The 22,826-nt window shown below is 44.3% G+C and carries 21 protein-coding genes; 16 read left to right on the top strand and 5 right to left on the bottom strand.

What is annotated here, in order from left to right; all coding sequences use genetic code 11:
• The first annotated feature begins 254 nt into the window (after positions 1–254).
• On the top strand, positions 255–890 hold the full coding sequence (gene motX / locus WR49_RS19435; protein WP_046225118.1) for a flagellar protein MotX: 636 nt from the start codon (positions 255–257) through the stop codon (positions 888–890).
• Between the two features lie 161 nt (positions 891–1,051).
• Here motX and WR49_RS19430 read toward each other — a convergent pair whose 3' ends face one another.
• Positions 1,052–2,461 (bottom strand): amidohydrolase, encoded by a 1,410-nt coding sequence (locus WR49_RS19430; protein WP_046225117.1) that lies wholly within the window; start codon positions 2,459–2,461, stop codon positions 1,052–1,054.
• A gap of 247 nt (positions 2,462–2,708) precedes the next feature.
• On the opposite strand from WR49_RS19430, the gene rnr reads away from it, so the two are divergent.
• From rnr to rplI, 5 genes are all read left to right on the top strand, one after another.
• A complete protein-coding gene (rnr, locus tag WR49_RS19425) occupies positions 2,709–5,207 on the top strand; it encodes a ribonuclease R (protein WP_046225116.1) in 2,499 nt (832 codons plus the stop codon).
• Positions 5,208–5,362: 155 nt separating this feature from the next.
• Positions 5,363–6,103, top strand: coding sequence for a 23S rRNA (guanosine(2251)-2'-O)-methyltransferase RlmB (rlmB, locus tag WR49_RS19420; protein WP_046225115.1), 741 nt, complete (start codon positions 5,363–5,365; stop codon positions 6,101–6,103).
• Between the two features lie 321 nt (positions 6,104–6,424).
• Complete coding sequence (rpsF, locus tag WR49_RS19415) at positions 6,425–6,838, top strand: 30S ribosomal protein S6 (RefSeq protein ID WP_004735855.1); 414 nt, start codon at positions 6,425–6,427, stop codon at positions 6,836–6,838.
• Between the two features lie 131 nt (positions 6,839–6,969).
• Positions 6,970–7,197 carry a 30S ribosomal protein S18 gene (gene rpsR / locus WR49_RS19410; protein WP_000090472.1) on the top strand — a complete coding sequence of 76 codons (228 nt, stop codon included), beginning with the start codon at positions 6,970–6,972 and terminating at the stop codon, positions 7,195–7,197.
• 38 nt (positions 7,198–7,235) lie between these two features.
• Complete coding sequence (rplI, locus tag WR49_RS19405; RefSeq protein ID WP_017055714.1) at positions 7,236–7,688, top strand: 50S ribosomal protein L9; 453 nt, start codon at positions 7,236–7,238, stop codon at positions 7,686–7,688.
• 162 nt (positions 7,689–7,850) lie between these two features.
• Here the strand turns inward: rplI and WR49_RS19400 are convergent, their stop codons facing one another.
• A complete protein-coding gene (locus WR49_RS19400) occupies positions 7,851–8,792 on the bottom strand; it encodes a DUF481 domain-containing protein (protein WP_077679893.1) in 942 nt (313 codons plus the stop codon).
• A 106-nt stretch (positions 8,793–8,898) separates the two neighbouring features.
• Between WR49_RS19400 and WR49_RS19395 the strand changes: the two genes are divergently transcribed.
• Positions 8,899–10,290: a replicative DNA helicase gene (locus WR49_RS19395; protein WP_017055716.1), complete on the top strand. Its 1,392-nt coding sequence runs from the start codon at positions 8,899–8,901 to the stop codon at positions 10,288–10,290.
• A gap of 6 nt (positions 10,291–10,296) precedes the next feature.
• Complete coding sequence (gene alr, locus WR49_RS19390) at positions 10,297–11,382, top strand: alanine racemase (RefSeq protein WP_082082803.1); 1,086 nt, start codon at positions 10,297–10,299, stop codon at positions 11,380–11,382.
• A 111-nt stretch (positions 11,383–11,493) separates the two neighbouring features.
• Here alr and WR49_RS19385 read toward each other — a convergent pair whose 3' ends face one another.
• The gene (locus WR49_RS19385) at positions 11,494–11,913 is read right to left on the bottom strand and encodes a secondary thiamine-phosphate synthase enzyme YjbQ (protein WP_046225113.1); all 420 of its coding nucleotides are present in this window, start codon (positions 11,911–11,913) and stop codon (positions 11,494–11,496) included.
• A gap of 326 nt (positions 11,914–12,239) precedes the next feature.
• On the opposite strand from WR49_RS19385, the gene pgi reads away from it, so the two are divergent.
• Positions 12,240–13,892, top strand: coding sequence for a glucose-6-phosphate isomerase (gene pgi / locus WR49_RS19380; RefSeq protein ID WP_046225112.1), 1,653 nt, complete (start codon positions 12,240–12,242; stop codon positions 13,890–13,892).
• A 158-nt stretch (positions 13,893–14,050) separates the two neighbouring features.
• Here the strand turns inward: pgi and WR49_RS19375 are convergent, their stop codons facing one another.
• A complete protein-coding gene (locus WR49_RS19375; RefSeq protein ID WP_017055720.1) occupies positions 14,051–14,512 on the bottom strand; it encodes a chemotaxis protein CheX in 462 nt (153 codons plus the stop codon).
• Positions 14,513–14,529: 17 nt separating this feature from the next.
• Positions 14,530–14,988 (bottom strand): zinc uptake transcriptional repressor Zur, encoded by a 459-nt coding sequence (gene zur / locus WR49_RS19370; protein WP_029626897.1) that lies wholly within the window; start codon positions 14,986–14,988, stop codon positions 14,530–14,532.
• A gap of 314 nt (positions 14,989–15,302) precedes the next feature.
• Here zur and dusA point away from each other — a divergent pair, with 314 nt between their 5' ends.
• From dusA to WR49_RS19335, 7 genes are all read left to right on the top strand, one after another.
• A complete protein-coding gene (dusA, locus tag WR49_RS19365; protein ID WP_046225111.1) occupies positions 15,303–16,283 on the top strand; it encodes a tRNA dihydrouridine(20/20a) synthase DusA in 981 nt (326 codons plus the stop codon).
• 238 nt (positions 16,284–16,521) lie between these two features.
• A complete protein-coding gene (gene pspG / locus WR49_RS19360) occupies positions 16,522–16,743 on the top strand; it encodes an envelope stress response protein PspG (RefSeq protein WP_046225110.1) in 222 nt (73 codons plus the stop codon).
• 134 nt (positions 16,744–16,877) lie between these two features.
• Complete coding sequence (locus WR49_RS19355) at positions 16,878–17,546, top strand: TIGR04219 family outer membrane beta-barrel protein (protein WP_046225109.1); 669 nt, start codon at positions 16,878–16,880, stop codon at positions 17,544–17,546.
• A gap of 189 nt (positions 17,547–17,735) precedes the next feature.
• Complete coding sequence (locus WR49_RS19350) at positions 17,736–17,966, top strand: hypothetical protein (protein WP_017055752.1); 231 nt, start codon at positions 17,736–17,738, stop codon at positions 17,964–17,966.
• A 122-nt stretch (positions 17,967–18,088) separates the two neighbouring features.
• Positions 18,089–19,954: an assimilatory sulfite reductase (NADPH) flavoprotein subunit gene (locus WR49_RS19345; RefSeq protein ID WP_017055753.1), complete on the top strand. Its 1,866-nt coding sequence runs from the start codon at positions 18,089–18,091 to the stop codon at positions 19,952–19,954.
• Complete coding sequence (gene cysI, locus WR49_RS19340; RefSeq protein ID WP_017055754.1) at positions 19,954–21,681, top strand: assimilatory sulfite reductase (NADPH) hemoprotein subunit; 1,728 nt, start codon at positions 19,954–19,956, stop codon at positions 21,679–21,681. The genes WR49_RS19345 and cysI overlap by 1 nt, the downstream gene beginning before the upstream one ends.
• Positions 21,674–22,450, top strand: a complete 777-nt coding sequence (locus WR49_RS19335) for a phosphoadenylyl-sulfate reductase (RefSeq protein WP_046225108.1) — start codon at positions 21,674–21,676, stop codon at positions 22,448–22,450. Before cysI ends, WR49_RS19335 begins: the two co-directional genes overlap by 8 nt.
• Positions 22,451–22,826 lie beyond the last annotated feature (376 nt).

Here is a 22,826-nt window from a genome sequence, read left to right as displayed (position 1 = left end):
TAACGAAGTTATCGAGTATTTTAACAAGCTAGAGTGAGCAGTTATTTACTACGATTGGTATATAGCTTTGGGTGGTGATATTTTGCACGCCATCTGGCAAAATATTGCCCGTTAGCGGCAAGTTTTGTCTAAAGCCGTCAAGGTTATTGCCGATACAGATATCATGGAAAGTGAAGTTCACCCTATTTTGTGCGCGTAGAAATCCTCTGTCGCCCTCAATAGATAACTTTAACGACAGATAATAGAGTGCAGGTATGAGGCTACGAATTGTAGCAGCTTCATTGATAATGGCGCTGAGCTCACCCTTGAGTCATGCAAATTTGGCTGATGTGGGAGAGCCCGTTCCAATATATACAGAAGCTGAATTGATTAAATTAATTGAGAATAATCAACACCTAGAGCGCGTGAAAGCTGATAAGTGCCAGTTAGTTGAAGATATCGTTGCGCGTGCGACGCGTATTAGCTTGCCTTCTTATGAGTTTTTATATGGTGATATGTTGGCGTGGGGTGTGTGTGTTCCTCAAGACGTAGAGCTTGGTCTGTATTATATGGAAAACGCAGCACATCAAGGTTTACCCGCCGCGTTAGAGCAACTGGGACGTTATTATTCTCGTGGTACTTTGGTTCAACAAGACAAAGAACGTGCGATTCCGTATCTACGTGAAGCGGCTGCTATGGGGAACCTAAGTGCGAGTATTCATTTAGCTGAGCTGTTGCTACGTGACTATGGTAGCCCGCTAGATTACGAAGATGCTTATCGCTGGTTATATAACTCGGTAACGGCAGACCAAAGGCAACACAAGCGCATTACTGTGCTTAGAAGTGGGTTAGAGCAGAGGATGCCTGAAAACATTATCGCTCGAGCCAAGCGCCGAGATGTATTCTGGTAACCACGAATACTATTTTAGGTTGATGATTAACTCCTGCACTCGTTACTCATCAATATTAAGGTAGATAGAAACAGAAAGGCCTCGCCGGTGAATACCCGCGAGGCCTTTTTGATCTGCACTGTTTTTTATTTTTAAAAACCGTAGCGAGCTAGTGTTCGTCGTTACTGCACAACCTCACCAGACTCAATGACCGTTTCACGAACCACTTTGGTGAAATCGAGCGCTTCTTGGCGAATCTTATCTTCGTCTACTGTCAGCATGTTGCGGTCTTGCATGATGATCTTGCCATCCACTATGGTGTGGCGAACGTTCCCCGAGTTTGCAGAGTACACTAAGGCTGAATATGGGTTGTACACAGGAACCATGTTTGGTGCCTTGGTATCGATCACTATGATGTCGGCGAGCTTACCTGCTTCAAGAGAACCAATTTTATCTTCCATGTGCAATGCTTTGGCTGCGCCCATTGTTGCCATGTCGATCACTTTGAGCGGTGGCATTGCGGCACGATCTTTATTAACCAGCTTGTGAACCTTAGCCACTTGGTTGAACTCATCAATTGTGCTCAATGTGTTACCAGACATCGGCCCGTCGGTACCTAAACCGATACGTATGTTCTCGTCATACATCTTAAGGGCAGGGGATACGCCTTTCGCTGATTTGATATTGGCACTCATGTTATGAGCAACGCCCATGTCTGACTTTTTCACGAGTTCGATATCTTGATCATCCACTAAGATCATGTGTGCGCCAACGAGGTTTTTGTTGAGAGCACCAATGCTGTCCATGTATTGAACTGGTGATAGTCCATTTGAACGCTCTGCGATTTTCTCTTCTTCACGGTGTGATTCTGCAAGGTGAATCATCACTGGCACATCTAGCTCTAAAGAGAGTTTAGAAATTTTCTGCAGGATCTCAGTCGTATTTGTGTAAGGCGCATGTGGGGCAAACGCTGGAGTAATTCGAGGATGATCTTTGTATTCTTCGATGAAGTTCAGTGCGTACTTAATCCCTTCTTCGGCATTGGCCGCATCGGCGACTGGGAACTTAATCACGCTTTCACCTAAAATGGCACGCATCCCGATCTGGTCGACAGTTTTCGCGACTTCATCCTCAAAGTAGTACATATCGGCGTAAGTGGTTACACCGCCTTTCACCATTTCAATGTTACCTAGGTTAGCACCAATGCGGACCATGTCTCGCGAAACCAGTTTCTTTTCTAGTGGGAAGATGTAGCGATGGAGGCGATCGGGCACATCATCGGCGAGTGAACGGAAAACCGTCATCGATACGTGAGTATGAGTATTAATGAGACCGGGCATGACGATATCGCCATCCACATCGAGTACTTGCTTAGCTTGGTATTGCTTCTCTAATGAAGCATCGCCTACCGCAATGATTTTGTTGTTTTTTACGACAACAGTACCGTTCTCATAAACCGTTTTGTCTTGGTTCATCGTGAGAACCATAGCGTCGGTAATCATCAGATCTGCTTTTTCCATCGCTGAACTGGCGAATGAAAATAGGGCTAGGCTTGTCATTGCAGAAGCCAATAAAGTGCGTTTAAGTTTCATATCAATACTCGAAACAGAAGTGGGTAAAGTATCAGAATCATAGAGTATTTCATTTATCGAGCAAACGTTTGTTTTATCGTTTGCTTGAGGTTCTGATGATAGATAATGGCGATGAAGTCATTTTTAACAAAGGGAAATATGCATCAATTTGAGGTTATTTTAGGCTTTTCCAAAGCATATCTGTAGGTTACCTCTAGCATCAGATATACTAGGGGTATATACATTCCTTGCTTAAGCAGGCCCGCCTATGTCAAAAAAAACACCGATGCCAGAAAATACCACCACGACAACCAATATTGATCCCTTTGCAGACCGAGAGTCTAAAAATTACGACAACCCAGTACCAAGCCGAGAGTTCATTTTATCGTTTCTAACAAAAGCGAATATTCCAATGAACCGTAACGATCTATTCGAAGCTTTGGGTCTTGAGGGGGAGGAGCAATACGAAGGCCTGCGTCGTCGTTTACGTGCAATGGAGCGTGATGGACAGCTCATCTTTACTCGTCGTCAGTGCTATGCATTGCCTGAGAAGATGGAACTGATTAAAGGCTACGTGATTGGTCATAAAGACGGTCATGGTTGGGTTCGCCCAGATGGCAGTGTCGGTAAAGATAACGATATCTTGTTGCCGCATCACCAGATGAAAACCATCATGCACGGTGATTACGTGCTGGCTCAGCCGACTGATAATAGTAAGCGCGGTCGTCGTGAAGGACGTTTGGTTCGTGTTCTTGAAGAGCGCAAAACGCCACTTGTTGGTCGTTTTTTCCTAGAGTATGGCCACTCTTATGTGGTCGCCGATGATTCACGGATTAGCCATGACATCCAGATCCCTACTGAGCATAAAGGCGGTGCTCGAATGGGTAATGTGGTTGTGGTTGAAATTACGGATCGCGGTGGTCGTTCTCGTAACATGATGGGTAAAGTCACCGAAGTTCTCGGTGAGAACATGGCACCGGGTATGGAAACGCAGATCGCGATCCGCACTCACCAGATCCCAAATGAGTGGCCTGAAGCGGTTGATAAGCAAATCGCAAACCTAGGCGAGCACGTGCCTGAAGAAGCAAAAGAAGGACGTGTTGATCTACGTAAATTGCCATTGGTCACGATTGATGGTGAAGATGCTCGTGACTTTGATGATGCGGTTTATTGTGAAGCGAAAAAAGGCGGGGGCTGGCGCCTATGGGTGGCCATTGCAGACGTAAGTTACTACGTTCGTCCAGATACCGCGCTAGACAAAGAAGCGATTAACCGAGGTAACTCGGTGTACTTCCCATCGCAAGTCGTACCAATGTTGCCAGAGATATTGTCCAATGGCCTATGTTCATTGAACCCTCAAGTCGACCGCTTATGTATGGTGTGTGAGATGACTATCTCAGACAAAGGCAAACTATCAGGCTACAAACATTACGAAGCAGTCATGAACTCTCATGCTCGTCTGACTTACAACAAAGTAGGCGCGATCTTAGATGGCAATGAAGAGCTTCGCGAGCGTTACGAGCCAGAAGTACCGCATCTTGAAGAACTGCACAAGATGTACAAAGTGCTTAAGAAAACGCGTGATGAGCGTGGTGCGATTGAGTTTGAAACGGTAGAAACGAAGTTTATCTTCAATGCGGATCGTAAGATCGACCGTATTGAGCCGGTAGTCCGTAACGATGCCCACAAGATCATTGAAGAGTGTATGATTCTCGCGAACATCGCATCGGCGTCTTACGTAGAAAAAGCGAAGGAGCCTGCTCTATACCGTGTTCACGAAACACCGGGAGAAGAGCGTTTAGTTGGTTTTAAAAGCTTCTTAAGTGAGTTAGGTCTAACGTTGGAAGGAGGGTTATCTCCATCACCAACAGATTACGCCGAATTAATGCAGAAAATTCATGAGCGTGAAGATCGTGAGCTAATTCAGACCATGTTGTTACGCTCGATGAAGCAAGCGGTATACAACGCAGATAATGCGGGTCACTTTGGTTTGGCACTGGAGCGTTATGCGCACTTTACTTCACCAATTCGTCGTTACCCTGATCTATTGTTACACCGCGCAATTAAGTACTTAATCGCTAAAGAAGAAGGTCGCAGCAGCGAACGTTGGACACCAACGGGTGGATACCACTACACGTTCGATGACATGGATTTCTACGGTGATCAGTGTTCAATGACTGAGCGTCGTGCGGATGATGCAACACGTGAAGTGAACGACTGGCTGAAATGTGAATACATGCAAGATCATGTCGGCGAAGTGATGGATGGTGTTATTGCCAACGTGACTGGCTTCGGTTTCTTTGTTCGTCTAACTGAACTTCACATTGATGGCTTGGTTCATATCTCTGCGCTAGCGAATGATTACTACCAATTTGATGCTGTTGGTCAGCGCCTAGTGGGTGAGAGCTCTGGTAATATCTACCGCTTGGGTGATTCGGTTAAAGTGAAAGTTTCTGCGGTTAACTTAGAAACTCGTCAAATTGACTTTGATTTGGAAGACACTGAGCGTCAGCCGCGTGGTAAAGGAAAAACGGCCAAGAAACGCGCAGCAGATGCGATGAAAAAGGCAAAGAGCAAGAAACGCTCGGCAGTAAAGAGCAATCAACCAGGAACGTCTGCGAAGCCTTTGGTTGAGCCAACTAAGCGACCAGACGGTAGTGCTCAAGAGTCAGGTAAGAAGAAGTCGGCGAATAAAACCGGTGCTGCTAAAGCTCGCGCTAAGAAAAAACGGGCAGCAAGTCGTAAGCCAAAAGCGGATAAGTCTTAATATTTAGGTTTACAAGGACCAGCACGGTTTAGCGTTTCACTAATTGAATGCGAGAGTAACAGGCGAAAGACGCATACTCTCGAAATAAACAACACAGAGAGGGAGGTGTCGGAATGGATGCACTCTTCTCTGAGCAATATGAGTAACTTGAGATAATGAGTAACGAATTTATTTACGGTATTCACGCGGTGAAAGCCGTACTAGAAAAAGATCCAGTACGTTTTATTGAAGCGTATGTACTGAAAGGTCGCCAAGACGAGCGTCTTCTTCCATTGCTGAACCAACTGCAGCAGTTTGGTGTATCGATCCAACAGATGGGCCGTAAGCCGCTTGATGAAAAAGCACAAGGTGCGAATCACCAAGGTATTATCGCGAAGGTAAAGCCTGCTAAGCAGCTTAATGAAACGCACCTAGACGATATTCTAGCGCAACATGAACAGCCATTACTGTTGGTTTTAGATGGCGTAACAGACCCTCACAACCTCGGTGCTTGCCTTCGTAATGCCGATGCGGCTGGTGTGGCTGCGGTTATCGTTCCGAAAGACCGCTCTTCGCCGTTAACGGCAACGGTAAGCAAGGTAGCATGTGGTGCGGCTGAAACGGTTCCTCTAGTACGTGTAACCAACTTGGCTCGCACAATGCGTGCATTGCAAGAGCAGGGCGTATGGTTTGTGGGAACTGCGGGTGAAGCAACGCATGATATTTACCAAGCGAAGCTAACTGGCCCATTGGCTGTAGTGATGGGCGCGGAAGGTGATGGTATGCGCCGTTTAACGCGTGAAACTTGCGATGATTTGATTAAGATTCCAATGGCAGGCAGCGTGTCTAGCCTGAATGTTTCTGTAGCGTCAGGTATCTGCCTATTCGAAGCGGTAAGACAGCGTTTAGCTCAATAACGCCTACTCAGTAATACTGGGGGTAGTGATGCTTTACGACATAAAGCATTAGAACTATTCTAAGTCTATGAATTTATTAACGCTCACCCGAGTTGGTGAGTGTTTCTTTTTCTGGCTCAAGAGAGAGAATATTTCACTTTCTTGGATGGCTAGATGGCGAAAGGAAAACTGTTTCATTATTAGCCAAATACCGCTTGCTAATACCGGGTTCTTTCTATAATATTTGCCGTCCTTAAAACTCGGTCATTTTTCTTTAGTTCCTTGCTTCCCTTGGACGACCGAGCCTTTCGTGGAAGCTAATAATCCGTAAGGAGCAACCAAATGCGTCATTATGAAATCGTATTCATGGTTCACCCTGATCAAAGCGAGCAAGTTGCTGGCATGATCGAGCGTTACACTGGTTCAATCACTGAAGCTGGTGGTACTATCCACCGTCTAGAAGACTGGGGCCGCCGTCAAATGGCTTACCCAATCAACAAACTTCACAAAGCTCACTACGTTCTTATGAACGTTGAAGCTGGCCAAGAAGTGATGGACGAGCTAGAAACTGCTTTCCGTTTTAACGATGCAGTTCTACGTAACATGATCATGCGCACAAAAGGCGCTGTGACTGAGCAATCTATCATGCTTAAGCAAAAAGAAGAGCGTGCAGAGCGTGCTCCTCGTCGTGATGACCGTGAAGAACGTGCACCTCGTCGTGAAGAAGAAGCTAAGCCAGAAGCTGCTGCTGAGTAATTCTTTTTTGACCCTTTAGGTCATTAAATTTTATTCAACTCGTTTAGGTATTTCACTTCAAGCATTTGCTTTCGCTTATTTATAAGCTTGTGTCAATACCGCATTATTAAATTTAGATCAGGAGATAGCCCATGGCTCGTTTCTTCCGTCGTCGTAAATTCTGCCGTTTTACTGCAGAAGGCGTACAAGAGATTGACTACAAAGACGTAGCAACTCTAAAAAACTACATCACTGAAGCTGGTAAAATTGTACCTAGCCGTATCACTGGTACAAGTGCTAAATACCAACGTCAGCTAGCTCGCGCTATCAAGCGTTCTCGCTACCTAGCACTACTACCGTACACTGATAAGCATCAGTAATCGGTAATAGTTAACAATAGTTTAAGAGGACAAAGATAATGCAAGTTATTCTACTTGATAAGATCGGTAACCTAGGTGGCCTTGGCGACCAAGTAAACGTTAAATCTGGTTACGCTCGTAACTTCCTTATCCCACAGGGTAAAGCAGTTATGGCAACTAAAGACAACGTTGCTATGTTCGAAACTCGCCGTGCTGAACTAGAAGCTAAAGTTGCTGAGCAACTAGCTGCTGCTCAAGCTCGCGCTGAGAAAGTTAACACTCTAGAAGGCGTTACAATCGCTTCTAAAGCTGGTGACGAAGGTAAACTATTCGGTTCTATCGGTACTCGTGACATCGCTGACGCTATTACAGCGGCAGGTGTTGCAGTAGCTAAGAGCGAAGTACGCCTACCTGAAGGCGCTCTACGTAACATTGGTGAATTCGAAGTAAGCATCCAACTTCAATCTGAAGTTTTTGCTACTGCGAAAATCACTATCGTTGCAGCTGAGTAATTTCAGTACCAAGACGAATTCTTTCTTTTGAAAGTTTTAAACACCAGCTACGGCTGGTGTTTTTTTATGTCTGGGATATAGGAAATATAAGGAAGGGTTGTGGTAAGTAAAAAGCTTACGGTGATCTAAATGCTCTTATTGCTGAACAAGCAGTTGTTCAGATTAGAATTGGAATAACAGGTTAACAGACAGCACTGAGTCTTCTTTGCTCAACCCATTAGGCACCTTGTCGTGGTATTGACGAGAGTGAGCGATCTTCAACGCAATATTATCAGTGATATCGTTGATCGCTTCTAATTCAGTATCAAAGTTTAGGTTGCTGTGTCCTGACACAACAGTCACATTCGCTTTGAATTGTAAGTTCGGCAAAACTTGCCATGACGTATTCACGTTGCCACGGAAAATCGCTTCCTCAACAATGTCGGGGAAGATGATGTCATCATCGTCTATCTCATCAAGGTTAGGTTCTTGGTAACGAAAACCAGGCCCTATTTCCACTTCTAATATAAATTCTTCTGTATTTGAAAATTGATAACCAAGGCCACTCGAAACGGTGTAGTCTTTAAAGTACGCGCTGTATCGAGAGTCGACGCCTTTAAAGCTGCCGTAAAGATAGGTTTTAGGGCTTAATTTGTAGTCGCTTTGAGCTGAGTACGTCGATTGCCTTTTATCCTCTTCACCATCTTTGTAGAGGTTGTAGTATTTCCATTCACCACTGGTTCTATGGCGCCCGGAGGTGTACTCACCATTAAGGCGAGCATTAAGCGAGCGGGATTCTGAGTTACCATTATGTGATTGGTAACCAAATTCAACTTCGGTTTTCAGTGGATTAGGCAGTTCTGTATCACTCGGTACGATATCCATATCTTCTTCGGGTGCCGGTGCAACGACAAGCGGTTCAGTGGTAGCTTCTGGTACTACTATAGAGTCGAGGATTGCATCAACAGAGGGTTTAGCATCATCAGCTAAAGCCAACGGAGTGCTCAAGAGACCTGTGCTCAGAAGGCCAGTGCTCAGAGCCAATAATTTGGACACGCATACCCCAGTTATACAGTGAATTAATGGAAAGATCGTAATGCTACCCTTGGTGGTTTCAGTCAGCAATAGGTAAATTTTTCTGGAAGAATAAAACAAACCTGTAGGATCGGATTACAAATGAATGTTCTTGGGTATAATGAGCGATCATTATTAGTTATTGAGTGTAGTCATAGTGGATAGCAAAAGTCAGAAATCAGCCAACGATCCGGTGGATGCCATCAAAGTCCCACCACATTCATTAGAAGCTGAGCAATCTGTTATTGGCGGCTTGTTACTGGACAACGAGCGCTGGGACACGGTTGCTGAAAAAGTGGTGAGTAAGGACTTTTATAGTCGTCCTCACCGTCTGATCTTTGAGGCAGTAAAAGATATCCTTGAAGAAAGTTCTCCTTTGGATCTTATTACACTCTCTGAACATTTAGAGTTGCGTGAGCAACTGGAAGATGTCGGTGGCTTCGCTTACTTAGCTGACCTTGCTAAAAATACACCAAGTGCAGCAAACATTAATGCTTATGCGGATATCGTGGCACAGCGTGCTCTGGTGCGCAGCCTGATTGGTGTGGCGAATGAGATTGCTGATTCAGGTTATGACCCACAAGGGCGTACATCAGAAGAGCTAGTAGATCTGGCTGAGAGTAAAGTTTTTGCTATTGCCGAAGGTCGTACAAGCGAAAATGAAGGCCCACAAAACGTTGATAACATTCTAGAGAAGACGCTAGAACGTATCGAGATTCTATATAAAACGCCACAAGATGGTGTGACGGGTGTCGATACTGGTTTTAACGACCTCAATAAGAAGACGGCAGGCCTACAGGGTTCTGACTTAATTATTGTCGCTGCACGTCCATCGATGGGTAAAACCACGTTTGCGATGAACTTGTGTGAAAACGCGGCGATGAAGCAAGACAAACCTGTTTTAATCTTCTCGCTAGAGATGCCAGCAGAACAGCTGATGATGCGTATGTTAGCGTCACTTTCTCGCGTAGACCAAACTAAGATCCGTACTGGTCAGTTAGATGATGAAGATTGGGCGCGTATTTCATCGAGTATGGGTATTCTGATGGACAAAAAGAATATGTATATCGATGATAGCTCGGGCCTAACCCCAACAGAAGTGCGTTCGCGTGCTCGACGTATCGCTCGTGAGCATGATGGTCTCTCTATGATCATGATAGATTACCTGCAATTAATGCGTGTACCTTCATTATCTGATAATCGTACTCTTGAAATCGCCGAGATTTCGCGTTCATTGAAAGCGCTCGCGAAGGAATTGAACGTTCCGGTTGTGGCTCTTTCTCAGCTTAACCGTTCCCTAGAGCAACGTGCTGATAAGCGCCCTGTAAACTCGGATTTGCGTGAATCAGGTTCGATTGAGCAAGATGCCGATTTGATCATGTTTATCTATCGTGATGAGGTTTATAACCCAGACAGTTCACTAAAAGGCATCGCTGAGATTATCCTTGGTAAGCAACGTAACGGTCCGATCGGTTCCGTGCGTCTGACCTTCCAAGGGCAACACTCTCGTTTTGATAACTATGCAGGCCCTGCATTTGATGATGAGTAATCGTTAATGACTTATATGAAAGCAGCGACAGCGAGTATTGACCTAGGTGCATTAGAGCACAATCTCCAACTGATTAAGTCTAAAGCACCTAACTGTAAAGTGATGTCAGTGGTAAAGGCTAATGGTTATGGGCATGGCTTATTGAACATCGCTAAACACTCTAAGAACTCTGATGCTTTCGGGGTCGCTCGTATTGAAGAAGCCTTACAACTTCGTGCTGGTGGTATTGTTCGGCCAGTGCTGTTACTTGAGGGCTTTTACTCTTCGGGTGATTTACCGGTATTGGTGGCCAATAACATCCAAACAGTGGTGCATTGTGAAGAGCAACTCAGCGCTTTAGAAAACACAGCGTTAGAATCACCTGTTGTGGTATGGCTTAAAGTCGATAGCGGTATGCATCGCTTGGGGGTTCGTTCTGAACAATATCAAGATTTCGTTGATCGCCTGCATCAATGTCCGAATGTGGCTAAGCCGTTGCGTTATATGAGCCACTTTGGTTGTGCTGACGAGTTAGACAAAGCCACGACACAGCAACAGACTCAATTATTCTTGTCTTTGACTGAAGGCTGTGAGGGCGAACGCTCTCTTGCGAACTCTGCAGGTTTATTAGCCTGGCCAGATAGCCACTTAGATTGGGTGCGTCCTGGAATCATCTCTTACGGCGTATCACCGTTCGCAGATAAGTCTGCACAAGAGCTTGGTTTTCAGCCTGTGATGACTCTGACATCGCACTTGATCGCTGTTCGTGATGTTAAAACCGGGGAAAGTGTTGGTTATGGCGGTAACTGGGTCAGTGAACGAGACACTAAAGTAGGGGTTATCGCGATAGGTTACGGTGATGGTTACCCTCGCACTGCACCTAACGGTACTCCGGTGTTTGTGAACGGTAGAAAAGTACCGATTGCAGGTCGAGTGTCAATGGACATGCTAACGGTTGATCTTGGCCCAGATGCTACTGATAAAGTGGGTGACGAAGCAACGCTATGGGGGAAAGGCTTACCTTCAGAAGAGGTGGCAGAACATATTGGTACCATTGCTTACGAGCTGGTCACAAAGCTGACCCCGCGTGTCGCAATGGAATACGTAAAGTAAAGATGTTCAAGCCTTTCTGATTATTTAAGGGTGGCACATAACTGTGCCACCCTTTTTATTTACTGGTAATTCTCTGGTTATCAATCGATCTTTATGGCTGAACGCTTACGGTTATTCGCCTTGGATTGTAGCAATGACAGTGCGGCTCCCACCACAATCTCGATGTTCACCTAAGTAAATACCCTGCCATATTCCTAAAGCTAAACGACCGTTGGTGATGGGAATTGTCACACTGGTGCCAAGTGTCGATGCTTTAATGTGGGCAGGCATATCATCATCGCCTTCATAAGTGTGTCTATAGTAGGGCGCGCGCTCGGGAACAAACTTATTGAAATGCGATTCCATATCGCCACGCACCATTGGGTCTGCGTTTTCGTTTAGCGTGAGGCTGGCAGAGGTATGTTGAATAAAGAGATGTAATAAACCAACGGATAGAGAGCCAATATCGTGTATCTGTTGTTCAATTTCATCAGTAATGAGATGAAATCCACGCTTTCGCGCATTTAGGTGTATAGTCTTCTGAATCCACATACGCCATCCTTTATAATGTATTTGGAAAAAAAGTGGTTTAACGCTATCTTTTGAACTTGAATTTATCAGGTATCGCTCACATTTAATTATGTTAGAGCTAGAGTTTGTACCGATCTTTCTATCAGGAATTCGAATCCTGATTTATCTCAAGGTACCGCTCTTCATATACGGCATAATACGTCGTGAAAAAAAATTACAAAGAATCTTTCGGTGGTGATGCGGTTCGGTCATCACTGAAAAATATAAACTTTCGCCTAACCGGGGATTCTATTCATCACTTAAGTGACGTTTAGAATAAAACCTACAGTAACATCGGGATAGATACCATGTTGAAAAATATCAACCCAACGCAAACACAAGCGTGGAAAGCGCTAACGGCACATTTTGAGTCAGCTCAAGATATGGATATGAAAGAGCTGTTTGCTCAAGATGCAAAGCGTTTCGAGAACTTTTCTACTCGTTTCGGTTCTGACATCTTAGTGGACTACTCTAAGAACCTAATCGATGCTGAGACTATGCAGCACCTATTTGCTCTTGCAAACGAGACTGAAGTAAAGTCTGCAATTGAAGCGATGTTTGGCGGTGATGCAATCAACAAGACTGAAGGTCGTTCAGTACTTCACACTGCTCTACGTAACCGCAGTGATAAGCCAGTAATGGTTGATGGCAAAGACGTAATGCCAGCAGTGAACGCAGTACTAGCAAAAATGGAGCTGTTCACACACCGCATCGTTTCTGGTGAGTGGAAAGGTTACACAGGTAAAGAGATCACGGATGTTGTCAACATCGGTATCGGCGGTTCGGACCTTGGCCCGTACATGGTGACTGAAGCGCTAACGCCATACAAAACTCGTCTAAACATGCACTTTGTTTCTAACGTAGATGGCACTCACATTGTTGAGACGCTTAAGCCGTTGAACCCAGAAACAACGCTATTCCTAGTAGCATCTAAAACATTCACCACTCAAGAAACCATGACGAACGCACACTCTGCACGTGATTGGTTCTTGGCTGAAGCGGGCGACAACGCACACGTTGCTAAACACTTCGCAGCACTATCAACTAACGCAACTGCGGTCGCTGAGTTTGGTATTGATACTGACAACATGTTCGAATTCTGGGACTGGGTTGGTGGTCGTTACTCACTATGGTCTGCAATCGGTCTTTCTATCTCACTATCTGTTGGCTTCGATAACTTCGTTGAGCTACTAGAAGGTGCTCACGAGATGGATAACCACTTTGCTTCAACTGAGTTTGAAAGTAACATTCCAGTCATCCTTGCTCTTATCGGTATTTGGTACAACAACTTCCACGGCGCTGAGTCAGAAGCTATCCTACCTTACGATCAATACATGCACCGTTTTGCTGCTTACTTCCAGCAAGGTAACATGGAATCGAACGGTAAGTTTGTAGACCGCGAAGGCAACCCGGTAGAGTACCAAACAGGTCCTATCATCTGGGGTGAACCGGGTACAAACGGCCAGCACGCGTTCTACCAACTGATACACCAAGGCACTAAGCTGATCCCATCAGACTTTATCGCGCCTGCTATCAGCCACAATCCAGCCTCTGATCACCATCAGAAGTTGATGTCTAACTTCTTTGCTCAAACTGAAGCACTAGCATTCGGTAAGACAAAAGAGACAGTAGAAGCTGAATTCCTAGCGGCGGGCAAAACAGCTGAAGAAGTTGCTGAGCTAGTACCTTTCAAAGTATTTGAAGGTAACCGCCCAACAAACTCAATTCTTGTTAAACAAATCAACCCTCGCTCTTTAGGTAACCTAATTGCGATGTACGAGCACAAGATCTTTGTTCAAGGCGTTATCTGGAATATCTTCAGCTTCGACCAATGGGGTGTAGAGCTTGGTAAGCAACTAGCAAACCAAATTCTTCCAGAGCTTGCTGACGATGCTCAAGTAACGTCTCACGACAGCTCAACGAACGGTCTAATCAACGCATTTAAAGCACTTAAAGCTTAATTGAGTTGATAGCCTAAAAAGAAACGCCAACCTTCGGGTTGGCGTTTTTGTATCTGTCGCTCTAACAATGGCTAAATCGCAGGTAACAAAAAAGGCTGACATATCTGTCAGCCTCTTAAATACAGCGTCAGCCTTCTAAATATTTGCAGTGATTGTCTCTATTCGAAACAGATCTCGATGAAGGCATTACCCCATTGAGATGTGAAAGGCATGATGATGATTGCGCCTTCACATTTGTGACGAATAGTATGACCTTTACCTGCAACCACGATTGGCGTTGCCATGTCGAAGTCGAAGCCACTTTCTGCAAGGATTCGTTTTGCGCCGCCCGTAACCATATTAGTGATTTCACCGACCATATCGGTGACTTCTTCATTTAGGCCGTTTGGTCGTTCACCCAACATGTTTTCCATGATTTCTAGGGCAAGGCCTTCATCAAAGGTGATCGACATTGAGCCTCGAGATTGTGGGCCAACCATACCGATTAAACCAGAGACATCACCACGAGCGATTTCATCTTTTTTAACTCTTGGCTTTTGTGGTTTCAATTCTAGAGAAGCCATCGTTTTTAGTACATTCATTAGAGAAGCTAAAAACGGGTTTACAAATTCAGCGCGCATAATGTTCTTCTATAATCTTATTGTTTCATATCAGAGGAGCAAGTTTGGCAAATGCCATGAGATTCAATAACGTGATTCGTTAATTGAAAGCCATGCTTCTCAGCGTTATTAGCGAGTTGATTGATAAGAGCATCGTCTTGTAGCTCAATCACAGTGCCACATTTGTCGCAGATTAATAGCTGTGAGAAATGCTTGTTGGCATTACAAGAGCAACAACATATAAAGCTATTGGTAGACTCAACTCGGTGAATGAAACCTTGTTCCAACAAAAAATCTAAAGCGCGGTAAACTGTGGGCGGTTTGGCTTGTGGTTCGCTCACCTTTAATTGCTCTAACAATTCGTATGCACTGGAGGCTTTTTTATTAGAGAGGATGAGCTCAAACACTCGCTTTCTTTGCGGAGTTAATCTAACTCCTCGAGATGCGCATAGCCCTTCAACTTGCTCTATTAATGTGTGGTCCAAATTTTTCACCATTCAATCGGACATTCCTGTTCAAATTCTATTTCTAGGTAACTTTACTTGGGAGCCAATGATTTCTATTAAAGTCAGGTACAGAGCGTATTGTGACCCACGACTTTGAATAAGACAAGGTAACTCAAAATGACTGTGTGACTCAAGGTATAACTGATTAGTGAGGCTGAATTAGAGGCCTGGTGAATAGGTTTAAATAAGAAAATGTGAAGTAAAGTTCATATAGCACAATTAGGACATAGCATTTACAATAGCCGACTTTGCTTTTTGCTGGGTGTTCCAGCAGATTTTTTGACTCGCTATCAGGTTACTTTGCCATGACACACTCATGTAAGTTGTCTGTCGCTCCAATGCTCGATTGGACCGACCGCCACTGCCGTTATTTTCACCGTTTGCTTTCTCAGCAGACTCTTTTGTACACGGAAATGGTAACAACGGGCGCGATCTTACATGGTAAGGGCGACTTCCTAGAATATAACAAGCAAGAACATCCTCTTGCGCTTCAACTGGGTGGTTCTAACCCGGTTGATTTAGCGGCTTGTGCCAAGCTTGCTGGTGATCGCGGCTATGATGAGGTTAATCTCAACGTAGGTTGTCCTTCAGACCGAGTTCAAAATGGCCGCTTTGGTGCTTGCTTGATGGCCGAGCCAGAGCTGGTGGCAGATTGTGTGTCGGCGATGAAAGAAGTCACTGATATTCCAATCACGGTGAAAACGCGTATTGGTATCGATGACCAAGACTCTTATGAGTTTCTCACTAAGTTTGTGTCGACCGTTTCTGAAAAAGGCGGCTGTGAGCAATTTACTATCCATGCACGTAAAGCGTGGTTGAGTGGTCTTAGCCCGAAAGAAAACCGTGAGATCCCACCTCTAGATTACGATCGTGCATACCAAATTAAGAAAGATTTCTCGGATCTAGTGATTGCTGTGAATGGTGGTATTACGACTCTTGAGCAAACGAAAGAGCACTTGCAGCACCTTGATGGTGTGATGATTGGCCGTGAGGCATACCATAGTCCGTTTATCTTGGCCGAAGTCGACCAACAGATCTTTGGTTTAGATACGCCAATTAAAAAGCGCTCACAAGTGGTTGAAGAGATGTATCCGTACATCGAGCGTGAACTTTCAAACGGCGCAAGTCTAGGGCACATTTCTCGTCATATGCTTGGTTTGTTCCAAAGCATGCCGGGTGCAAGACAATGGCGTCGATACATCAGTGAGAACGCGCATAAGAAAGGCGCGGGTATTGAGGTGATGCAAACGGCATTGGCTAAGATCCCCAAAGAACTGAATGTATAAGCTTCCCCTAAGGTTAAAAACCGAAGTTTAAAAGTAGAGTTAAGGTTAAAAAATTAAGGTTAAATTCGCCATTAGAGGCTAAATTTACCATTAAGAATCCCTCAAAAGCCACGCATGAAGATGTGTGGTTTTTTATTTTATTGATTAATAAATATTTTTTTGGTTTTTTTAACTTGGTATAGAAGCTGCAATATTCAAAAGTAAGAAAGATAGGTCATCAATTCAATAGGAGACCATTATGTTTGAATTAATCTTTGTTCTTATTTTTGTCGCAACATTACTCGTTACTGGTATTACGTTTATGACGGTCTTAGCGGCAACGGGGGTTGCATTACTCGTTATGTTGGTACTCGGTATGATAGGCGTCGTGTTTAAACTCTTGCCTTGGTTGATTGTGATTGCAATCGGTGTGTGGTTTTTCAAAAACTTTGTACACAGTTCTAGTCAAAGGCGTTACTAAAGTCATGGTGCCGTCAAACTTTTGCTCGCCAGCGGTTTATCGTTTTAGTCTTTAGGATGTGTGGTAAAATTTCTCCAATAATCGATGAATGTGCATACAATTAGCACAATGATATGAAATTGGAGCTATCTCAAATGAATAAAATGCCATTAATTGCTTTAGTGGGAATGCTACCTTTAAGTTCGGCAGTGCTTGCTGAAGAAGGGTTCTCTTACACGGCTAAAGTCGGTGCCGATATGTGGTGGGGAAGTACCAAGCTAAACGAAGTTAGACAAAATGATGATGTTCATTCTCCTTCGTTATATTTAGCATTTGAGCACAATGCTCCAATGCTACCAAACGCGAGTTTCCGCTATACTTCTGTCGATGCGGATTTATTGGCCTTCGATAAGTACGACTACACTTTCTATTACACATTGTTAGATCACAAACTGATGAACTTTGATGCAGGTGTGACGTTTACTCAGTATTCAAACTCGAATTACATCGAACCGAAAACCGGTGGTGCTCAAACAAGCTTTGATGAGTTGACTTGGAGTTTCTACGGTAACGCAGAGATCAACGTTCCTGACACCAACTTCGATATCATTGGTACGATGGAGTTCGGTGATAGCAGTGGCATCAAGAGTACTGATTTGATGGCTGGCGGTCAGTACCGAATCTCAGTGGCAGAAACTGAGATAGCACTGCGTGGTGGTTACCGTGTTATCGATTTAGACTCGGATGAGTTCTTTAGCTCTCAACTAGGCAAGAGCTTTGTCATGGTCGATGGTTGGTTCGCTGGTGCAGAAGTGCGCTTCTAGGTTATTTAAGCGCATTTAAAACAAATTTTAAGAACGTCACTTTATTAAGTGGCGTTTTTTATATCTATTGATTATATCTTTCTGGAATTAGTTAGCACATTCATCACTTTCGACCATCCTTATACAGAGACCTAATTAGCGTCTATTCTCATAAGGTCTATGTTGTGAGGTCAAAGCAAGGGATAGAATATGACACTCAATGAATTACGAAATTTATATCGAGAGAACCTGTTAGTCGAAGCGGTTATAGAGCCCTCGATTCAAGAGGGGGCTTGGGTTGTGGAGTTTCGCCATATGGGAGGTGGCTTTGTTTTGCTTACCGATGTTCATGGTGAGGAGTGCCATTATGCTGATTTAGATTTAGCATCAAAGTCGGCAATGGCCGTTGGTTTTCAGCAAGTTCGTATTGAAAACCAGTAGCGAATTTACGGTTCAATCGCTTTTTACTTCCAAAAAGTTATAAAACATACTTTTCTATTCTTTCTTGTTATTAAAGGGAGTGGTTAATCTATCGTCACGCAATGATTAGGGATGTCGTGACCATGTCTTTAAATAAGAAAGAGTCTTCACAAAATAATAATGCACAGTCTGGGGCTAATGAGCTACCTGGGCTAGCAGCACCACTTAATGACCAACAATTGGGTCATCTTCAGCAAACTGTTTCTGAACTGTCTTCACAGCAACTGGCATGGGTCAGTGGCTACCTTTGGGGGGTGAGCCAAGCACAGCCTGTGGGCGCCGCTGCACCTATTGCTCAAGCAGCCGCAGCTGTGGCCGCAAAACCTGCGGGTAAGTTAAGTGTTATCTTTGCTTCTCAAACGGGTAATGCGAAAGGTGTTGCTGAATCGCTTGAGGCTGAAGCGAAAGCGTTAGGTATTGCTGTCGAGCTTTTCGATGCCAGTGACTATAAAGGTAAAAACCTAGCCAAAGAGACACACGTGATTTTTGTGGCTTCCACTAATGGTGAAGGTGAAGCCCCTGATAACGCGATTGAGTTGCATGAATTCCTTCAATCGAAGAAAGCACCCAAATTATCGAATCTACAATACGGTGTGATTGGTTTAGGTGATTCAAGCTATGAGTTCTTCTGCCAAACCGGGAAAGATTTCGATAACTTCCTCGCTAAGCTTGGTGCTAAATCATTTGTTGACCGTCTTGATTGTGATGTTGATTACGAAGAGTCAGCAACGGAATGGCGCGCTAAAGCATTAGAGCAAGTAAAAGAGACATTATCGACAGGCACAGAAGCCGATGTCGTTCAATTACCAGTTGGTCAAGTGGCCGCGGGTCATTCGCAATACACCAAACAAAACCCATACACAGCGACATTGCTGACGAGTCAAAAGATCACGGGTCGCGACTCGGGTAAAGATGTTCGTCATATCGAGATTGATCTTGATGAGTCAGGTATCACTTACCAGCCGGGTGATGCGCTGGGAGTGTGGTACGAAAACAGTTCAGAGCTTGCGAATCAGATCCTTTCTAAGGTTGGGTTGTCGGGTATTGAAAGTGTTGATGTCGATGGTGAAAACTTATCTGTCCATAGCGCACTCGTCAGTAAATTCGAGATTACGACGTCAAACCCTCAACTTGTGACTCAGTTTGCTGAGCTGTCGGGTAGTAAGAAGTTAATCAAGCTGGTGGAAGATAAAGATAAGCTTCGCGAATACTCTGGTAACACTCAAATTGTCGATGTATTAGCAGAAAAAAGAACCAATCTATCAGCTAATGAGTTGATCGGCCTTTTACGTAAGTTAACGCCACGTCTCTATTCTATTGCATCAAGCCAAGCAGAAGTGGATGAAGAAGTTCACTTGACGGTTGGTCTGGTTGAATACCAAAAAGGTGAAGAGTCTCGTCTGGGGGGCGCCTCTAGTTTCCTAGCTCAGCGCTTGGAAGAAGGCGGTGAAGTGAAGGTGTTTGTTGAGAACAACAATAACTTTAAGCTGCCACAAGACGACAGCACACCTATCATCATGGTCGGCCCAGGTACTGGTATCGCGCCATTCCGCAGTTTCGTTCAAGAGCGTGAAAACAATGATGCTGAAGGCAAAAGCTGGTTGTTCTTCGGTGACCGTACTTTTACTCAAGATTTCTTATACCAAGTTGAATGGCAGAAGTACCTTAAATCTGGTGCGTTAACCAAATTGGATGTTGCTTTTAGCCGTGACCAAAAAGAAAAGGTTTACGTTCAAGACCGTTTAATCGAACAAGCAGAGCAGGTTTGGCAATGGCTTCAAGAGGGCGCATACCTTTATGTTTGTGGTGATGCGACCCGAATGGCGAAAGATGTTCATGAAGCACTAGTCACGATTGCTGAAAAACATGGCAACCAGAGCCGAGAACAAGCTGAACAATATATTAATGACTTACGTAAAGCGAAACGTTACCAAAGGGATGTGTACTAATGAGCAAGCAAGTAATAGAGCAAGAAGTGCTAGGTCAAGTACTTGGTCCTTTGGCTGACAATGAACGTCTGAAGCGTGAAAGTAATAATCTTCGCGGTACGATTGAACAAGATCTTCAAGACCGCATCACTGGTGGTTTTACCGCAGATAACTTTCAGTTGATCCGTTTCCACGGTATGTATCAGCAAGATGACCGTGATATTCGTAATGAACGTGCCAAGCAAAAGTTAGAGCCTTTGCATAATGTCATGCTGCGTGCGCGTATGCCTGGCGGCATCATCACTCCAAAGCAATGGTTGGCGATAGATAAGTTCGCAGATGAAAGTACCTCTTATGGGTCTATCCGTCTAACGACACGTCAAACCTTTCAGTTTCATGGCGTGTTGAAGCCAAACATTAAACTGATGCACCAAACGCTAAACAGCATTGGCATTGATTCAATCGCTACCGCGGGTGATGTAAACCGAAATGTTCTGTGTACCACAAACCCTGTTGAATCTGAGTTGCACCAAGAAGCGTATGAATGGGCGAAAAAGATCAGTGAACATCTATTACCCAAAACCCGTGCTTACGCAGAGATCTGGTTAGATGGTGAAAAGCTAGAAACAACAGATGAAGAACCTATCCTAGGTAGTAACTACTTACCGCGTAAGTTCAAGACGACTGTTGTCATTCCTCCACAGAATGACGTAGATGTTCATGCTAACGATCTTAACTTTGTTGCTATTGCTGAAGACGGAAAGCTGGTGGGCTTTAACGTGTTAGTCGGTGGCGGCCTTGCTATGACACACGGCGATACCTCGACTTATGCACGTAAAGCTGACGATTTTGGTTTTGTGGCATTAGATAAAACGTTAGACGTAGCAGCGGCGGTGGTAACGACTCAGCGTGACTGGGGTAACCGTTCAAACCGTAAGAATGCCAAAACCAAATACACACTAGACCGTGTTGGTATTGATGTATTCAAAGCGGAAGTAGAAAAGCGTGCCGGCGTTGAGTTTTCTGAAAGCCGTCCTTATGAGTTTACTGGCCGTGGCGACCGTATCGGTTGGGCCGAAGGCATTGATGGTAAGCACCACTTAGCGTTATTCATCGAAAATGGTCGTTTACTTGATTTCCCTGGGAAAGCTCTGAAAACAGGTGTTGCTGAAATTGCGAAGATTCACAAAGGTGACTTCCGCATGACAGCGAATCAGAACTTGATTATTGCGGGTGTAGCGACTAACCAAAAAGCCAAGATTGAAAAACTGGCGCGTCAATATGGTTTGATGGATGATGCTGTTTCTGAGCAACGTAAAAACTCTATGGCGTGTGTGGCTTTCCCTACGTGTCCTTTAGCAATGGCGGAAGCTGAGCGCTTTCTTCCAGAGTTCGTGACAGATGTTGAAGATATTCTGAAGAAACATGGATTACCAGAAGAAGATAACATCATTCTTCGTGTCACTGGTTGTCCAAACGGCTGTGGTCGCGCGATGTTGGCTGAACTTGGTTTAGTGGGTAAAGCACCAGGTCGCTACAATATGCACTTAGGCGGCAACAAAGCCGGTACTCGTATTCCTAAGATGTATAAAGAGAACATCACATCAGCTCAGATCTTAGAAGAGATTGATTCACTAGTGGGACGTTGGGCTACTGAACGTAAAGACAATGAAGGGTTCGGCGATTTTACAATCCGAACTGGTATCATCGAAGAGGTGATCATTTCAAAGAGGGATTTACATGCATAATTCTGTCGCTTCAAAACTGAAGTTAGCAGAGCTGCTCGCATTGACTAAGACGGAGCAGATACTTCGTCTTGGACAAATAAATGCTGAGTTAGAACAGCTAACCGCCTTAGAAAGAGTTAAGTGGGCTCTAGCAAATTTAGAAGGGACGCATGTGGTGTCTTCTAGTTTCGGAATCCAAGCTGCGTTGATGCTGCACTTAGTCACTCAAGCAAAGCCAGATATTCCGGTTATTCTGACGGACACTGGCTATCTATTCCCTGAAACGTATCGCTTTATAGATGAGTTAAGCAAGAATTTGACACTAAACCTTCAAGTCTTTCGCGCACAACAGAGCCCTAATTGGCAAGAAGCGCAATATGGCAAACTTTGGGATCAAGGTATAGAAGGGATAGAGAAGTACAACAAACTTAATAAAGTTGAACCGATGAGGCGGGCGTTAGATGAGCTTGAGGCGGGGACTTGGTTTTCAGGGTTAAGAAGAGAGCAATCTCAATCGCGCGCAAACTTGCCAATCTTATCTATCCAAAATGGTGTGTTTAAATTCTTGCCAGTCATTGATTGGACAAATAAAGATGTTCACTATTACCTAGAACAAAATGGTCTCAGCTATCACCCGCTTCGAGAGCAGGGGTACCTTTCTGTTGGAGACACACATACGACTAAGAAATGGGAGCCGGGTATGACTGAAGAGGAAACCCGTTTTAATGGTCTAAAACGAGAATGTGGTCTTCATGAAGATGATGGAGAGCAATATGGCTCTGGGATTTAAACTCACTGTCATTTGAAAAGCTGCCATAAGGCAGCTTTTTTAGTTTCTAGGGGATGAAATTAGAGCGATTGTGGATAAGTCTGTGGTTATTGTGTAGTTATTTTGTAGTTAAAGTTATAAAAATAAGGATTTGAGTGTTTATTCGTCATCTAATGGTTATTTTTGCATTTTTCTTTAATAAACACTTGCCAATGTGATGAACATCTCTATAATGCCGCTTCACTGACACGGTAGACGCCACAAGGCTTCAACGAAGAATGTTAGTAAGGCAACTAGCTTTAAGTGATAATTCGCTCCTACTTTTAGAAAGTAGAAATTAATTTTTAAAAGTGTTTGACACTGAGAATTAAATCGCTAGAATGGCCGCCTCTTCCGA

Source organism: Vibrio sp. ECSMB14106 (assembly GCF_000972265.1).
In the GTDB taxonomy this organism is placed as follows: Bacteria; Pseudomonadota; Gammaproteobacteria; order Enterobacterales; family Vibrionaceae; genus Vibrio; species Vibrio kanaloae.
This window is presented reverse-complemented; position numbering and strand designations above follow the sequence as displayed.

Bases quoted from the DNA above. Each gene is read 5' to 3' on its own strand.
- motX (WP_046225118.1), top strand. From the start codon at position 255: ATGAGGCTACGAATTGTAGCAGCTTCATTGATAATGGCGCTGAGCTCA.
- WR49_RS19430 (WP_046225117.1), bottom strand. From the start codon at position 2,461: ATGAAACTTAAACGCACTTTATTGGCTTCTGCAATGACAAGCCTAGCC.
- rnr (WP_046225116.1), top strand. From the start codon at position 2,709: ATGTCAAAAAAAACACCGATGCCAGAAAATACCACCACGACAACCAAT.
- rlmB (WP_046225115.1), top strand. From the start codon at position 5,363: ATGAGTAACGAATTTATTTACGGTATTCACGCGGTGAAAGCCGTACTA.
- rpsF (WP_004735855.1), top strand. From the start codon at position 6,425: ATGCGTCATTATGAAATCGTATTCATGGTTCACCCTGATCAAAGCGAG.
- rpsR (WP_000090472.1), top strand. From the start codon at position 6,970: ATGGCTCGTTTCTTCCGTCGTCGTAAATTCTGCCGTTTTACTGCAGAA.
- rplI (WP_017055714.1), top strand. From the start codon at position 7,236: ATGCAAGTTATTCTACTTGATAAGATCGGTAACCTAGGTGGCCTTGGC.
- alr (WP_082082803.1), top strand. From the start codon at position 10,297: ATGACTTATATGAAAGCAGCGACAGCGAGTATTGACCTAGGTGCATTA.
- WR49_RS19385 (WP_046225113.1), bottom strand. From the start codon at position 11,913: ATGTGGATTCAGAAGACTATACACCTAAATGCGCGAAAGCGTGGATTT.
- pgi (WP_046225112.1), top strand. From the start codon at position 12,240: ATGTTGAAAAATATCAACCCAACGCAAACACAAGCGTGGAAAGCGCTA.
- WR49_RS19375 (WP_017055720.1), bottom strand. From the start codon at position 14,512: ATGCGCGCTGAATTTGTAAACCCGTTTTTAGCTTCTCTAATGAATGTA.
- zur (WP_029626897.1), bottom strand. From the start codon at position 14,988: ATGGTGAAAAATTTGGACCACACATTAATAGAGCAAGTTGAAGGGCTA.
- dusA (WP_046225111.1), top strand. From the start codon at position 15,303: ATGACACACTCATGTAAGTTGTCTGTCGCTCCAATGCTCGATTGGACC.
- pspG (WP_046225110.1), top strand. From the start codon at position 16,522: ATGTTTGAATTAATCTTTGTTCTTATTTTTGTCGCAACATTACTCGTT.
- WR49_RS19355 (WP_046225109.1), top strand. From the start codon at position 16,878: ATGAATAAAATGCCATTAATTGCTTTAGTGGGAATGCTACCTTTAAGT.
- WR49_RS19350 (WP_017055752.1), top strand. From the start codon at position 17,736: ATGACACTCAATGAATTACGAAATTTATATCGAGAGAACCTGTTAGTC.
- WR49_RS19345 (WP_017055753.1), top strand. From the start codon at position 18,089: ATGTCTTTAAATAAGAAAGAGTCTTCACAAAATAATAATGCACAGTCT.
- cysI (WP_017055754.1), top strand. From the start codon at position 19,954: ATGAGCAAGCAAGTAATAGAGCAAGAAGTGCTAGGTCAAGTACTTGGT.
- WR49_RS19335 (WP_046225108.1), top strand. From the start codon at position 21,674: ATGCATAATTCTGTCGCTTCAAAACTGAAGTTAGCAGAGCTGCTCGCA.